The organism is Rhodosalinus sp. 5P4 (assembly GCF_041365695.1).
Lineage (GTDB): Bacteria > Pseudomonadota > Alphaproteobacteria > Rhodobacterales > Rhodobacteraceae > Rhodosalinus.
Map to the genome: position 1 here is coordinate 276,659 of NZ_JBGFSJ010000005.1, position 14,425 is coordinate 291,083.

Annotated in this window: 16 protein-coding genes; 11 read left to right on the plus strand and 5 right to left on the minus strand. The window is 66.0% G+C overall.

All coding sequences use genetic code 11. The features are described 5' to 3' along the window. Positions 1-22: 22 nt before the first annotated feature. A complete protein-coding gene (hemJ, locus tag AB6A69_RS11715) occupies positions 23-475 on the minus strand; it encodes a protoporphyrinogen oxidase HemJ (RefSeq protein WP_371060894.1) in 453 nt (150 codons plus the stop codon). Positions 476-889: 414 nt separating this feature from the next. Here hemJ and AB6A69_RS11720 point away from each other — a divergent pair, with 414 nt between their 5' ends. The 4 genes from AB6A69_RS11720 to dnaQ are packed head-to-tail and all read left to right on the plus strand — an operon-like array spanning position 890 to position 3,597. After that, positions 890-1,489, plus strand: coding sequence for a nucleoside triphosphate pyrophosphatase (locus AB6A69_RS11720; RefSeq protein WP_371060895.1), 600 nt, complete (start codon positions 890-892; stop codon positions 1,487-1,489). Continuing rightward, positions 1,486-2,322 carry a shikimate dehydrogenase gene (locus tag AB6A69_RS11725; protein WP_371060896.1) on the plus strand — a complete coding sequence of 279 codons (837 nt, stop codon included), beginning with the start codon at positions 1,486-1,488 and terminating at the stop codon, positions 2,320-2,322. Before AB6A69_RS11720 ends, AB6A69_RS11725 begins: the two co-directional genes overlap by 4 nt. Then, the gene (coaE, locus tag AB6A69_RS11730) at positions 2,319-2,912 is read left to right on the plus strand and encodes a dephospho-CoA kinase (RefSeq protein WP_371060897.1); all 594 of its coding nucleotides are present in this window, start codon (positions 2,319-2,321) and stop codon (positions 2,910-2,912) included. Before AB6A69_RS11725 ends, coaE begins: the two co-directional genes overlap by 4 nt. After that, the gene (dnaQ, locus tag AB6A69_RS11735; protein WP_371055881.1) at positions 2,905-3,597 is read left to right on the plus strand and encodes a DNA polymerase III subunit epsilon; all 693 of its coding nucleotides are present in this window, start codon (positions 2,905-2,907) and stop codon (positions 3,595-3,597) included. The genes coaE and dnaQ overlap by 8 nt, the downstream gene beginning before the upstream one ends. Before the next feature lie 4 nt (positions 3,598-3,601). On the opposite strand, the gene secB is transcribed toward dnaQ, so the two are convergent. Together secB and AB6A69_RS11745 are read right to left on the minus strand one after the other, a co-directional pair. Then, entirely contained in the window at positions 3,602-4,156 is a 555-nt protein-coding gene (gene secB / locus AB6A69_RS11740; RefSeq protein WP_371038857.1) for a protein-export chaperone SecB, read from the minus strand. A 90-nt stretch (positions 4,157-4,246) separates the two neighbouring features. Next, positions 4,247-4,729 (minus strand): FxsA family protein, encoded by a 483-nt coding sequence (locus AB6A69_RS11745; protein ID WP_371060898.1) that lies wholly within the window; start codon positions 4,727-4,729, stop codon positions 4,247-4,249. A gap of 103 nt (positions 4,730-4,832) precedes the next feature. On the opposite strand from AB6A69_RS11745, the gene AB6A69_RS11750 reads away from it, so the two are divergent. From AB6A69_RS11750 to AB6A69_RS11760, 3 genes are all read left to right on the plus strand, one after another. Continuing rightward, entirely contained in the window at positions 4,833-5,495 is a 663-nt protein-coding gene (locus AB6A69_RS11750) for a Tim44/TimA family putative adaptor protein (protein WP_371038859.1), read from the plus strand. Then, on the plus strand, positions 5,495-6,532 hold the full coding sequence (locus AB6A69_RS11755; protein ID WP_371060899.1) for a murein transglycosylase A: 1,038 nt from the start codon (positions 5,495-5,497) through the stop codon (positions 6,530-6,532). Before AB6A69_RS11750 ends, AB6A69_RS11755 begins: the two co-directional genes overlap by 1 nt. A 152-nt stretch (positions 6,533-6,684) precedes the next feature. After that, on the plus strand, positions 6,685-7,125 hold the full coding sequence (locus AB6A69_RS11760; protein WP_371060900.1) for a Smr/MutS family protein: 441 nt from the start codon (positions 6,685-6,687) through the stop codon (positions 7,123-7,125). Here the strand turns inward: AB6A69_RS11760 and AB6A69_RS11765 are convergent. Continuing rightward, positions 7,122-8,348, minus strand: a complete 1,227-nt coding sequence (locus AB6A69_RS11765) for an MFS transporter (RefSeq protein ID WP_371060901.1) — start codon at positions 8,346-8,348, stop codon at positions 7,122-7,124. The genes AB6A69_RS11760 and AB6A69_RS11765 overlap by 4 nt on opposite strands. Positions 8,349-8,634: 286 nt before the next feature. Here AB6A69_RS11765 and AB6A69_RS11770 point away from each other — a divergent pair, with 286 nt between their 5' ends. Beyond that, complete coding sequence (locus tag AB6A69_RS11770; protein WP_371055886.1) at positions 8,635-9,060, plus strand: cytochrome c family protein; 426 nt, start codon at positions 8,635-8,637, stop codon at positions 9,058-9,060. A 233-nt stretch (positions 9,061-9,293) separates the two neighbouring features. Here the strand turns inward: AB6A69_RS11770 and AB6A69_RS11775 are convergent, their stop codons facing one another. Continuing rightward, positions 9,294-10,253 (minus strand): polysaccharide biosynthesis/export family protein, encoded by a 960-nt coding sequence (locus tag AB6A69_RS11775; protein WP_371060902.1) that lies wholly within the window; start codon positions 10,251-10,253, stop codon positions 9,294-9,296. A 79-nt stretch (positions 10,254-10,332) separates the two neighbouring features. Between AB6A69_RS11775 and AB6A69_RS11780 the strand changes: the two genes are divergently transcribed. The 3 genes from AB6A69_RS11780 to AB6A69_RS11790 all read left to right on the plus strand — a co-directional run bounded on the left by AB6A69_RS11780 (position 10,333) and on the right by AB6A69_RS11790 (position 14,372). After that, on the plus strand, positions 10,333-11,130 hold the full coding sequence (locus AB6A69_RS11780; protein ID WP_371060903.1) for a sugar transferase: 798 nt from the start codon (positions 10,333-10,335) through the stop codon (positions 11,128-11,130). A gap of 107 nt (positions 11,131-11,237) precedes the next feature. Then, on the plus strand, positions 11,238-13,148 hold the full coding sequence (locus tag AB6A69_RS11785) for a polysaccharide biosynthesis protein (protein WP_371060989.1): 1,911 nt from the start codon (positions 11,238-11,240) through the stop codon (positions 13,146-13,148). 294 nt (positions 13,149-13,442) lie between these two features. Then, entirely contained in the window at positions 13,443-14,372 is a 930-nt protein-coding gene (locus AB6A69_RS11790; protein ID WP_371060904.1) for a flagellar motor protein MotB, read from the plus strand. Positions 14,373-14,425: the final 53 nt, after the last annotated feature.

The window sequence follows — 14,425 nt, forward strand, 5'->3', positions numbered from 1 at the left end:
GCGTGCCGCGAGTCAATCGCGCTCACCACTTCACGACCACCGACAGCACGATCACGATCATCAGAAGCGTCGGAACCTCGTTCATCAACCGGTAGCGCCGCCCGGACAGCGCGTTTTCACCGCCTTCGAAGTCCTTGCGCCGCAGACCGAGCCAATGATGGAACCAGGTCATCGCGACCACGGCGAACCCTTTCGTCCAGACCCAGATCTCGGTCCAGTGCGCCCCCGCTTGCGGGGTGAAGAGAAGCAGAAGCCCCACCACCCATGTGACGATCATGGACGGGTTCATGATCAATCTCAGAAGCTTGGATTCCATGATCTGAAGGGTCGGGTCGAGCGCGTCCCCCGGCGTCGCGCGTTCCGCGTGGTAGACGTAGAGCCTCGGCAGGTAGAACAATCCGGCCATCCAGGCGATGACCGCCATGATGTGGAGAGACTTCGTCCAGGGATAGATCAGGGCCAGCCAGTCCGTCACGGTCCGTACCTTCTTTGCAAGTCCGGCGAGCCTTAATGAAATATATATAGAGAAGAAAGGTAGATGTTCTTGTAGGGGCCGCCTCTGGATGTGGATTACCGGGCCTTGCACGAAACTTTTAACAGCTCCGTGCTGCTTGTGGACAGACATGTGGAAGCAGTGGGGCTGAAAGGGTTAAAATTTTAAAAACAACGCGGTACACGGACCCGACTTGCGGATGAAAGGCGAAGACATGCGGCACACGGAGCCGGAGGCCGAGCTTCTCCACACCTCCAAACTGTCCCTTGTCACAGCCGGACGACTGCGGGAGAACGCAAGCAGAGCAGGCGGGTGGTTCACATGGCATGAGGCTGCTTCGGCGAGGTCCCCGGCCACCCCCGTCACAATGCCGCGTTTTCACACGGAGTTGTGCACATGAGCGACGCGATTGTCCTCGCCTCGGGATCGGCCATCCGCGCGTCGATGCTGCGCCAGGCCGGTCTCGAGATCGAGACGGTGCCGGCCCGTCTCGACGAGAGCGCGGTGAAAGCATCGATGGAGGCCGACGGCACGCCGCCGCGCGACCTGGCCGACGCGCTTGCCGAGATGAAGGCGCGCAAGGTCAGCGACCGCATCGCCGGCAGGCTCGTTCTGGGCTGCGACCAGGTTCTGGCGCATGAGGGGACAGTGCTTTCCAAGCCACGGTCGGCGGAGGAGGCCCGCGACCAGCTGCAACGTCTGCGCGGGACCTCGCATCGGCTTCTGTCGGCGGCCGTCGCGTGCCGGGACGGCCGCCCGCTCTGGCGGCATGTGGGCGAGGCGCGTCTGGTCATGCGGGAGTTTTCCGACCAGTATCTGGCGGACTACGTGGCGAGGAACTGGCCGGGTCTGGGGGAGAGTGTGGGCGGCTACAAGCTGGAGGAGGAGGGCGTGAGGCTCTTTTCCGCCATCGAGGGCGATCACTTCACGATCCTCGGTCTGCCGCTCCTTCCTCTGCTGTCCTGGCTCACGGTGGCAGGGGAGATCGAAGGATGACAGAGGTCGCGAAGATACCTCTTGCAGGCGTGGTGGGTCACCCGGTGGCGCATTCCCGGTCCCCCCGGCTGCACGCTCACTGGCTGCGCGCCATGGGATTGCGCGGCCATTACATCCCGATGGACGTGGCGTCGGCCGATCTTGCCGAGGTGATCCGCACCTTGCCGAAGGCCGGCTTCGTCGGCGTGAACATCACCATTCCCCACAAGGAAAAGGTGCTCGATCTCGCGGATCTCGTGACGGATCGGGCCACTCTGATCGGCGCAGCGAACACCCTCATCTTCCGCAAGGACGGGCGCATTCACGCGGACAACACCGATGGGTACGGCTTCATCGAGAACCTGCGCCGGAACGCGCCGGGATGGGATGCAAGCGGTGGGCCTGTGGTGCTGCTGGGCGCAGGTGGCGCGGCGCGCGCGGTGGTTGCCTCGCTGCTCGATGCCGGCGCGCCCGAGATCATCCTGACGAACCGGACACGGGCCCGGGCCGAGACGATCAGGCAGGATTTCGGAACCCGCATCCGGGTCGAGGACTGGGTGCAGGCCGGCAACGTGATCGAGGAGGCTGCAACAGTGGTCAACACGACTTCCCTCGGCATGGAGGGCCAGCCAGAGCTTCGCGTGCCGCTCGACGGGTTGCGGCGGGATGCGGTGGTGACCGATCTGGTCTACACGCCGCTTCAGACGCGGCTTCTGAAAGTGGCCGCCGAGATGGGATGCGTGACCGTCGATGGCCTCGGGATGCTGATCCACCAGGCGATTCCGGGATTCGAGCGCTGGTTCGGCGAACGCCCGGAGGTGACGGAAGCCACGCGCGAGGCCATCCTGAAATGACGTTCCGGCTGGGTCTGACGGGGTCCATCGGAATGGGTAAGTCCACCACGGCGGCAATGTTCGCCGACGAGGGGTGCGAGGTCTGGGACGCCGACGCCGCGGTGCATCATGCCTATGCCGCCGGCGGCGCCGCGGTCGATCCGATCGGGGCGCTGTTCCCCGAAGCGCTTGTGGGCGGCGAAGTGTCGCGCGACGCCCTCAAGCGGCGCATCGCGGAAGACCCGGACGCCCTCGCCCGCGTCGAGGCGATCGTGCACCCGATCGTGGCCGAGGATCGGCGCCGCGCCGCCCGGCAAACGCAGGCCGACATCATCGTTTTCGACATTCCGCTGCTGTTCGAAACCGGCGCGGACGAGATGATGGATGCCACCGTTTGCGTCACGGTCGACGAGGAAACCCAGCGCCGGCGCGTCCTGTCTCGACCGGGGATGACGGACGCGCAATTCGAGGCGATCCTCTCCAAGCAGATGCCAAGCAAGGAGAAGGAAGCGCGCGCGGATCATGTCGTGGTGACCGACACGCCCGCACACGCCCGTGCACAGGTGCGTGCGATCGTCGCGGAAATCCGGGAGAAGTTGGCAGATGCGTGAAATCGTTCTGGATACGGAAACGACGGGTTTCGACCCCGAGACGGGCGACCGTATCGTCGAGATCGGCGCGCTGGAGCTTTTCAATCACGTTCCAACCGGCCGAACCTTTCACCAGTACATCAACCCCGAGCGCCCGATGCCGCAGGACGCCTTCCAGGTCCATGGCCTGGGAGACGACTTTCTTCGGGACAAACCCCTCTTCGCCGTGATCGCGCAGCCGTTCCTCGACTTCGTGGGCGGCGATGCCAAGCTCGTCATTCACAACGCGGCGTTCGACATGAAGTTCCTGAATGCCGAGCTGGGGCGGCTGGGCCATCCCGTGCTGCCATGGGAAAGGGCGATAGATACCCTGACGATCGCGCGGCAACGCTTTCCCGGATCGCCCGCCTCTCTCGACGCGCTCTGTCGCCGCTTCGGCGTCGACAACGGGGCCCGCACGCTTCACGGGGCCCTGCTCGATGCGGAAATCCTCGCCGAGGTCTACCTGGAGCTGATCGGCGGCCGCCAGCCGGATCTCGTCCTGGCACCGGTATCGAAGACACGGCGGGACGGACACGGCGAGGCGGGCCATCACAGGATGGAGCCGCGCCCGCGCCCCTTGCCCCCGCGCATCACCGAGGAGGAACGCGCGTCCCACGCCGCGCTCGTGGAGCGCCTGGGCGACACGGCCCTCTGGCCGCGCTGACGCGTCAGGCGTCCGCGCGGGGCGGCGCGCCGGCCTCGTCGGTCTGTTGCTTCTGCTCGGCCTGGAGCCGCACGAGCTCGTTGCGGTAAAGTTGCAGGAAGTCGATGTTCTCGAGGTTGAGTGGCGGGAAGCCCCCGTCGCGGCTGACATCGCTGACGATCCGGCGAAGATACGGAAAGAGCATCCGGGGACATTCGATCATCAGGTATGGGTGCAACTGCTCCCGCGCCACGTTCTCGACGTGGAAGACGCCGGCATAATCGATTTCCATGAGGAAGAGCGGATCGCCGGTTTCTTTCGAGGCCGACGTGATCGAGAGCTTGATGATCACTTCGTACTGGTTCTCGGCCTCGCGCTTGCGCGCATCCAGATTGACCTTCACCTGGATGTCCGGCTGGCCTTCGCTGCGCGCGCCCTTTTGCACGAGGATGTTCTCGAACGACATGTCGCGCACGTACTGCGCGAGCACGCTCATCTTGACGGGCTGCTGGCCTTGCTGCTGCGCGGACTGTTGATCCGCCTGCCCCGCGCCGCCCGCGCCGTTTTCGGTTTCGGCCATCACGTCACTCCAGACTGGGATTGGATCTCGCTTCGACGGCGCTCTTAGCAGCCGCGCCCGCCCGCCTCAATGCCGTATGGCGGCGCGCACTCAATGATGGGTCCATCCGGACCGGGGGCGGTGCGTGGGATTCTTCGGCGGGGGCGCTTCTTCCCATTCCCCTTCGATCACGTCGTCGCGAGGCTGCGGCGCGTGCGGCGGCGGGCCGCCGGGACCGGAGCGATGTATGATTATGCGACGTATCGCATGTCGGATCACCAGGGCGCGCACCTGCGGCACGAGGAGAAGGAAACCGACCGTGTCGGTGAAGAAACCGGGCGTCAGAAGCAAGGCGCCGGAAAAGAGAATCATCGCTCCGTGGGCCAGCGGCGCTGCGGGATCCTCCAGCTGCTCGAGGCTTCGTTGCAACTTCCGCAGGGCCGCGAGGCCCTGATTGCGCACCGCCGCCGCGCCGACGAGGGCGGTGACGACGACAATTGCCAGCGTGGGCCACAGCCCGATCAGGCCGCCCACCTCGATGAAAAGGGCGATTTCGATCAACGGGATCGCCAGAAAGGCGAGAAAAAGCCACATGCGACGCCCCCCGGTCAGTCGTGCGCGCGGTGGACTTGACCGCGCAAGTTCCCTACATAAGTGCGGTGAACGATATTTTCCAACCGTGCCCCAAGAGGACTAGATGAACTCTCCTCTCCTGCAGCTTCTGGTGCTGGCCGGCATCGCCGTATTCCTGATCCTGCGCCTGCGAAGCGTGCTGGGTACGCGTGAGGGGTTCGAGAAGCCCCCCGTCGCGGAACGCGGGGGGTCCGCCCCTCCCCGCCGCCCCGAATTCGAGGTGATCGACGGGGGCCCCGACGAGGATATCACCGACCACGTGCCCACCGACAGCGACGCGGCGGACGCCTTCGCCCGGATGAAGTCTGTGGACCCGACCTTCGGTGTGGCCGACTTCCTCCAGGGTGCGCGAGCGGCCTACGAGATGATCCTCATGGGCTTCGAGAAAGGCGACATGGACGCGCTCAAGCCGTTTCTCGCCGACGACGTCTACGAAAGCTTCGAAGAGGTGATCCGCGCCCGCGAGGAGCAGGGCCTTTCGGTCGAGGCGGAGTTCGTGGGTGTGCGCGATCTGTCGGTGGTGGACGCAAGCTTCCATTCCGAAAGCCGCCTGGCCGAGATCACGGTACGGTTCGTCGGCGAGCTTACCTCGGTCGTGCGCGACAAGGATGGCAACATCGTCGAAGGCAGCCCCACTGAAGTCCGCCGGCAGAAGGACATCTGGACCTTCGCACGCGTCATGGGCACCGACGATCCCAACTGGCAGCTTGTCGCCACGGGTGAGTGATGCGCGGCGCGCTGCGAGCGATCGCCGTGGCGATGCTCGCGGTGGCCGGCACTGACGCGCCGGCAGAGCGGTCCGTCTCGATCCTGTCCTTCGAGGAGTTGGATGGCTGGGCGGAGGACGATCACGCGGCCGCGCTCGCCGTGTTTCTCGAAACCTGCCCCGACCTAGACGCACGCGACTGGCAATCCCTCTGTGCGCTCGCCCAGAACCAGACGGACGCGCGCACTTTCTTCGAGCTGTTCTTCCGTCCGGTGCTGATCGAGGACGGCGCGCCGCCTCTCTTCACCGGGTATTTCGAGCCGGAACTGAACGGCTCGCGCGAGCGCACGCCGCGATACCGCCACCCCGTCTACCGCGTCCCGCCCGAGCTCCCCAGAGGCCGGCCCTGGTTGTCCCGCCGGCAGATCCTGACCTCCGGACTGCTCGAAGATCGCGGGTTGGAAATCGCCTGGGTCGACGACCCGGTGAAACTTTTCTTTCTCCAGATCCAGGGGTCCGGCCGCATCAGGCTGGACGACGGGTCGGTCATCCGCGTCGGCTATGGCGGGGCGAACGGACATCCCTACCGCTCCGTCGGGCAGGAACTCGTGCGCCGTGGCGTCTACGCGACGCACCAGGTCTCGGCGCAGGTGATCGGTGCCTGGGTGCGCCGGAACCCGGATGCCGGCCGGGAACTCCTGTTTCACAACCCGTCCTACGTGTTTTTCCGCGAGGTGACCAATGTGCCCGCGGAGCGGGGGCCGCTGGGGGCCATGAACCGTTCCGTCACGGCGCTGCGGTCGATCGCGGTCGATCCAGCGCATGTGCCGCTCGGTGCGCCGGTCTGGGTCGAGAAAGACGGCGCCGACCCGATGCGCCGGCTGATGGTCGCGCAGGATACGGGGTCCGCGATCAAGGGCGCGCAACGGGCCGACATCTTCTTCGGGACCGGCCCACGCGCCGGCCGCCGCGCCGGCCGGTTGCGGGATCCGGGCCGGATGGTGGTGCTGATGCCCATCCAGCGTGCCTACGCGATGTTGCCGGAGTCGTTGCAGTGACCCGCCGGCGCCTGAGTTCCGAGGATCTCGCGCTGTGGCGGCAAGTCGCCCGAAGTGCCGAACGGCTGCATGCCGATCGCCCCCCGCGCGACGAGGGGGAGCGCGTGGATCGGGCGCCGTCACCGGCCCCCCGGCGGTCTGCGGGCCCCGCGGTGACTGCGGGGTTCCGGATCGGCGGGGCTGCGCCGGCATCCGGCGGCGCCCGCGATCTGGCGCCGGATCTCTCGGCGCGGGTCGAAGCCGCGCCGCTTCGGATGGACCGCAAGATACATCAGAAGATGAAGCGCGGGCGGCTCGACCCGGAGGCGCGGATCGATCTTCACGGCATGACGCTGGACGAGGCGCACCCCGCGCTCGTCTCGTTCATCCTCGCAAGCCAGGCGGCGGGACGACGGCTGGTGCTCGTCATCACCGGAAAGGGCCGGCGCGCGGAGGATCAGGGCCCGATCCCGCGGCGTCAGGGCGTGCTGCGCCATCAGCTTCCGCACTGGCTCTCGACGCCGCCTTTGTCGCAGGCCGTGTTGCAGGTGCGCGAGGCCCATCTGAAGCATGGCGGCGGCGGGGCCTACTATGTCTACCTTCGCCGGCGCTAGGCCGGTCGCGACAGAAGCGGCCGCGCCCGCGTCACGCCCATCGCCATCAGCGCGCTCGCGAAGACGAAATATACGGCGACCGCAAGGTACTGCGCTTCAAGCCCGACGCCGAGACCGATCAGCGCGCCCGTGACCCCCGGACCGATCGCGGTGCCCAACACCATGACCGCGGCGGCCATCGCCTTGATCGCACCAAGATGGCGCGTGCCGTAGAATTCGGCCCAGAAGGCGTTGGGAAGCGTCACGTTGGCGCCTGTCGTGACCCCGAGCAAAAAGATCCCGAAGAGTGCGGCCGAAGGCGTGGTTGCCGTGGCGAAGATGACGAAGGCGCCCACCATCGGAAGCTGGAACCAGGGCATGAGGCGGCCGGTCCCCACCCGATCGAGCGCCCAGCCCGACACGAGCATCGAGGTGACGCCCGTGACCGTGTAGACGGGAAAGAGCGCCACGAGGCTGAGATGGGTCCAGCCCTTGATCTCGGCGAAGTGCACCTGCTGGAAGAAGAAGGCGGTGTTGAACGCGGCTGGTCCGAGAAGCGCAGGGACCATCAACCAGAAAAGCCAATGGCGAAGCCCTTCTCGGCGCGTCCAGTGACGGTCCAACATGCCCAAGGTCGCGCCGCCCTCGGCTGCGAAGGACTGCGGCGTGCGCTCCCGGACGAGAAGGATGCGCAGAAGCGGGATACCGGCCAGCGCCATGACGGCGGCGAGCACCCACAGGACGCGCCAGTCCAGCACAGTGAGAAGCGCGACGAAGGTGATGGGCAGCAACGCCTCGCCGATGGCGGTGCCCAGGGTGGCGATGGAAAGCGCGCGCCCCCGCGCGGCGATGAACCAGCGAGACATCGCCACCATCGCGATATGGCTTGTCATGCCCTGGCCGGTGAAGCGGAGTGCCAGGATGACCAGGGGAAGCGCCCAGGCTCCCGGAACGGCGGCCATGGTCAGGCAGGCGATGGCCAGAAGACCCAGAATGGCCGTGCCGAGCGTCCGGGCCCGAAACCGGTCGGTAAGGGCGCCCGCCCACAGCATGGCAAGCGCGGAAGCCCCGGTGCCCAGCGTGTAGATCGCACCCCACGCCGCATGGCCGAGATCGAAGGCGGCGCGGATCTCGCCCGCGAAGACGGATATGAAATACGTCTGTCCGAAGCTCGACAGGAACGCCAGCAACGCCCCGGCCGAGAGCCAGCGCGCATTGAGCCTCAGGAAATCGCGGTTGTCCATTCCGGCTTCCTGCGCGCTCGGCACGCCGGGCGCAAGCGCCGCGCATTCTCCACATGCCGAGCCCCTCGTGCCGCTGCCGGTCAGCCGCAAGCGCGGCCTTGCGTGAAACGTCCGCCTTGAAGTTCCCCGGCGCGGCTTGGGCTTGGTGCGTGCGCCGCACGCGCCGGGGCGACAGCTCTGCCCGCACATCCTCGGGGGTCAGGTTCTATGCAACTTGCAAGCGCCGTGTTGACATGTCTGGCAGAGGGCTAAACTGTCTCATCGGGACAAAACCATGGAGACAGCAATGACAGCCAGAACGATGACTGCGCTTCTCGCAGCCTGCCTCGCCACGCCGGTGGTCGCGCAGGAGTTCAGCGGCGACCCTGAAGCCGGGGAAAGCCTGTTCAACCGCTGCAAGGCCTGCCACATGATCGTGGACGATTCCGGCGAGCAGATCGTGCGGGGCGGGCCCGTCGGGCCGAACCTCTACGGTGTAATGGGGGGCCCCGCCGCCGAAGTAGAGGATTTCCGCTACGGCGACGGCATCCAGAAGGCCGCCGAGATGGGCCTCGAGTGGACCGAGGAAAACTTCGTGGCCTACGTCCAGGATCCGCAGGGTTTCCTGCGCGATTACACCGACGACAGCGGCGTGCGTTCCAAGATGGCGTTCCGTCTGAACACCGGGATGGAAGACGTCTACGCCTATCTCGTGAGCGTCAGCAGCGAGTAATCGACGCCTTCGGTTTGTTGCGAAGGGCGCCCTCGGGCGCCCTTCCCGTTTCCCGGCCTCACGCGCGTTTCCAGCTGAATTGGCCAGCCCCTCCGCTGCGCCGGCGACGCCGAGCGCGGTTCCGATCAGCGAGAAGATCGTGGTGACGCGCGTCACGGGCGATTCCGTCGCGAGAACCGTATCTCCGGGATTGACCCGGAACCCGCGCGCGGCAAAGAGGCCGTCCGCGCTCGTCAGTCGAAGCTGAAAACGACCTGCTCGTGGGTCGGCCCCGCATGGGCGGGTGTAACCTGCCAGCGCTCGTAATCGCGCAGGATAAGGACGCCCTTGGGGTCGGCACGCGCGTCGGAAATCCCGCCCATCAGGGTCACCGCCTCGAGGGCGCTCACCTCGTCCTTGGGGAAATAGATGATGTTCTCGGTGCCCGCGGCGCCGAGCGCGGTAAAGCTGCGCCGGTCTTCTTCCACGACGACCTTGTCGCCGCCGCGCAGGGTCGCGTTCCGGCTCGCCTCGGCGAAGAGCTGGTCGGCGCGGATTTCGTAGGTGTTGCCGCCCCGGATGAGGCGCACGAGAGGATTGCGCAGATCGGAACTTATGCCGCCGCCCTCTGCGATCGCGCTGAGGATGGTGTAATCGCGGCCCGGAAGTGGGATCCTGCCCGGCGTCGCCACGCCGCTCACCAGGTCGATGGAGTTGGAAGAGCCCTGCTCCACGGAAAGCTGGACCTGCGCCGAGGGCACGATGCGCTCCATCTCGGTCTGGATGCGTTCACGCGCCTCGTTCGGGGTAAGTCCGTTGATCACCACATCGTCCACGTAGGGAACGAAGATCGTTCCGTCGGGCGCGACCTCTATCCCGTTCAGATCGATACGCTTTTCGTCGGCGCCCGTCAGAAGCGACACGTCCTGGCTGTCCCAGATCACGAGGGTGACGCGGTCCCCGGCGCGGATGATCGTGGAGGACGGCGCGCCGGATGCCTGAGGCCAGTGATAGCCGCCGCGCCACCCCGTTGTCGGCCAACGGTTGAGTGCCTCGGCATTGGCGCGGCTGACCGCCACGACCTGAAAGCTGGGGCTCCCGGAAACGCGTTCGCGGGTGACCTCGGATTGCAGCGCGGCACCGCGGGGAGGGCTGCACGCCGAGAGCCCGAAAGATACCAGGATTGCGATGGAAATGCGCGGGAACGATTTCACACGCTGATCTCCTCGCTGCTGCCCAGCTGATCGGCTTCGTTAATCTGATCTTTACCAGAGCTCGGTTACGGCGGTCGGCATGACCGATGCCAATGCCCACGGAATGGTGAAAGCGAGTATTGTTGCGCGACCGCCACTCCGATGGCGCTACCGGGGATACCCGCTCAAACGCACGCTTGACGTGCTGGGCTCGCTCACACTTGGCGTGTTTCTCGCGCCGCTCATTCTGACCGTCGCCGCGCTGATCTGGCGGCAAGATGGCGGGCCCATTTTTTACAGATCAGAGCGGATGCGGGCCCCGGAACGGCCGTTCATCCTCTGGAAGTTCCGCACCATGCGGCCGGCCCCGGACGACAGCGGTGTTTCCGGTGGCGACAAGGCCGGTCGGATCACGCGCACGGGCAGGATGCTTCGGCGCATGAGGCTCGACGAACTGCCGCAGCTGTGGAACGTGTTCCGGGGCGACATGAGTTTCGTGGGTCCACGCCCCCCGCTTCGCCGATATGTGGAGGATTTCCCAGAGCTTTACGCAGAGGTGCTTCGGGTGAAGCCGGGGATCACCGGTCTGGCGACCCTGGTCTTTTTCCCGACCGAGGAGCGGCTGTTGCGGGCCTGCGAGAGCCCGACGGAAACCGATTCCGTCTATGCGCGGCGCTGCGTTCCCAGAAAGGCGCGGCTGGATCGCGTTTACGCGAGCCACCAAAACATTTGGTTCGATTTCTGGTTAATGGTCACCACGGTCCGTCGGTCACTGCCGCTCAGTCCCGGGCGGCTCCGACCGCGTGGAAAACGAGGGCCCGGACGCTCGAAGTCGGCGCGTGCCCGTCAGGACGCGCTTTTCAAGGAATCTAATCAGGTAGTCTTCAGACAATTTTAACGTGTTTTCTGTTCGATCCTAAAGACTTGGAAACGCGGATCGAGAAGGGCCGGACTTTGCAAACCGTGCAACGCGAACACGTCGAGCGAAAGCTAGTGCTCTACCTGATGGTCTCTTCGCTGAGTCGATCGCAAAAAGGGCTGATTCTTCTCGCGCTCGATGCCTCATCTATTGTCGCTGCCTACTTTCTAGCTCTTGCTCTGGCGCACTCCGGGTTGCCGGAGGCGGCCCGGCCCCCGGCCGCATTGCCGGTGCTGGCGGTGATGGTCGCCCTTGGCGTCGCGCTGTCGCTGCATCTGGGTCTGCACAGGGTGAAGCTCAACGCCTACGAGTTGCAGCGCGTCCTCGGTACGGCGGGCGTCGGCGCCGCGATGGGCATGACGGGCGTCGCGGTCAACGTGGTTTCCGGCGGGACGATGCCGGCATCGGTCTTCGTGATATTCACGATGACGTTCGTGATCCTTTCAGGGTCGACGCGGCTGCTGTTGCGAGAGATGACGCTCTGGATCTACCGGACGGGGCAGTTGCGCAAGCGCGTGCTGATCTACGGCGCTGGCAAGACGGGCCAGCAGCTGGCCGCGGCGCTCGCCATGGACGACGCGCTGCTGCCGGTGGCGTTCCTCGACGACAATCCGACGCTGCAATCTCTGACCATCGCCGACCTGAAGGTGCATTCGCCGATCCGCCTCCCCGAACTCGTGCGGGAGCGTCGGATCGACAGCGTGATCATCGCCATGCCCTCCGCTTCTCCGGCAACGCGGGCGCGCATCACGCGCCTGGTACGACGGCTTGGCTGCGAGGTGCATACGCTGCCATCCTTCGCGCAGCTCGTCCTCGGCCGTCCCGGAGGATCGAAGCTGACCGAGGCACAGCTTTACGGCCTTCTCGGCCGCGGCGGGATGGAGCCCAAGGTTCCCGGAATGGCGGAGGCCTACCGGGACCGCAGCATCCTCGTCACAGGCGCCGGCGGATCGATCGGGTCCGAGCTCTGCCGCCAGATCCTCTCCTACCGTCCACGTCGCCTCGTTCTTCTCGATCACGCCGAGCTGCCGCTCTTCAACCTGGAGCGCGAGCTTTCGGAGTTGGACACGGACACCGAGATCTTGGCGGTACTCGGATCGGTGTGCGTACGCGCGCTGGTGGAGCGCGTGCTGTGCGAGACGGAAACCGATGTCGTGCTGCATGCCGCGGCCTACAAGCATCTTGGCATGGTGGAAGAGAACGCGGTCGAAGGACTGCGCACGAATGTGCTGGGGACGAAGGTCGTCGCGGATGCCGCCCGCGACGCCGGGGTGGGCCGGTTCATACTGATCTCTTCGGACAAGGCCGTCCGGCCTGCCTCGGTGCTCGGCGCGTCCAAGCGTCTGGCCGAGATGATCGTGCAGGATCTCGCCACGCGCTCCACGACGACGCGGTTCTCCATGGTCCGCTTCGGCAATGTCATCGGCTCTTCCGGGTCGGTCATCCCGCTCTTCGAGGAGCAGATCGCCCGTGGAGGACCGGTGACGGTGACCCACCGCGACGTCACCCGCTACTTCATGACGGTGTCCGAGGCGGTGCACCTTGTCTTGCTGGCCGGCGCGCTCTCGCGTGGTGGCGATCTCTTCGCGCTCGACATGGGCGCACCGGTCTCCATCCTGCAGGTCGCGCGCCAGATGATAGAGGGCGCAGGCTACACCTTGCGCGATGCAGAGACCCCGCATGGCGACGTCGAGATAAGGTTCACCGGCCTGCGTCCCGGTGAAAAGATGCACGAAGAGTTGCTGACCGGGTCCGAGATGCTGACAACGCCGCATCCGAAGATATTGCGCACCCAGGAAGGCCACGTCTCCGAACTCGAGATGGCGAACGCGCTTCGTGACATCCGCGCCTCGGTAGAGGCGCAGGATGCAAAAGCAGCGCATGACGCCGCCATGCGCTGGGTGGGTGATCGCGGAGTACCGCCGCGCGGCACGGGGACGGCCGGGCTCGCCTCCTCTCTCGGGCCGTCAGCGTTGCCCGTGTCGCCTCACCGTTGAGCGTGGCAAGCCGGCGGGCGCCTCGAGGCCGCCTGGCGGTGTCGACCACGACACGGTCAATCCCGGTTTTCGGCGGATAGTGCGCGCGCGCCATCAAGATATATGAAAAACTGCATGAGTTCGGCGCGTGACATGTCGCGCATGCGAGTCACCCGATACGTACCCATTGCTCGAGCCCGAGAGTTGCAGGCGAACCCTAGGCCATCAGGCTCCGCCATGCCGTGCGCCCGAGCGCCGGAACATGTCAGGAGGACCTTGCCCGGCAAGACTGTCGCGAATTGCGCTTGTTAAGAAATGCGCAATCCGGCGCGTGCTACCGCGTTCCCCGGGGTGAGAAAGGTGGTGAGCATGGCGTCCGGCAGCAATGTCGCGCCAGTCATCGTCAAGCGTAAGAAGGTGGTGCGGTCCGATGGGCATCACGGCGGCGCGTGGAAGGTCGCCTATGCCGATTTCGTGACCGCCATGATGGCCTTCTTCATGCTGATGTGGCTGCTGAACGCGACGACAGAGAAGCAACGCAAGGGTCTTGCGGACTATTTCGATCCGACCATACCGATCGTGCGGCAATCGGGCGGCGGCAGCGGGCCCCTCGGCGGCGAGAGCGTTTTCGCGGAAGAGATCGTGCCGCGCATCGGCACGGGCGCGGCGTCGCGCGCACCGACCGAGGAGAACCGCGCCCGGGGCGATCGCGTGCCGGGAACGGCAGGCCCGAAGGAAAGTGGCGATGCGACAGCCGAGGCAGAGGCGCTCGCGCGTCTGGACGCCGCATTGCGCGGAAACTCCGGCGAAAGCCATGCCGACGACCTTCTGCGCCAGCACGTGGTCACCCGAGTGACGGACGAGGGCCTCGTCGTGGAAATCTTCGCGCGGCCGGGCGCCCCGCTTTTCGAAGGGGATGCGGCGCCGACCCCACTGCTCGAGGCGTTGGCGGGCGTGATCGGACGCCTCTCGGGAATGGTGACGAATCAGGCCGCGGTCGAAGCGCACGTGCGCGCCAGCCCCATCGTGATGGCCCGGAATCCGGCCTGGGATCTTTCCGCCCGGCGGGCCGCCGCTCTGCGGACTTTGCTGGAGGAGGGGGGACTCGCGCCGGCGCGTGTCCGCCGGGTCACGGGCCACGCCGATCGCGCACCTGCCTTGCCGGAACAGCCTATGTCGGTGCGCAACGACAGGCTGGAAATCGTTTTCCTGCGCACAGGCCGTGTCAGATCCGGCGCTTTTTAGCCGTTAGCGGCGCCTTAAGGCGTTGGTCCTAGTTTCGGGGCGGGCAACGTCGC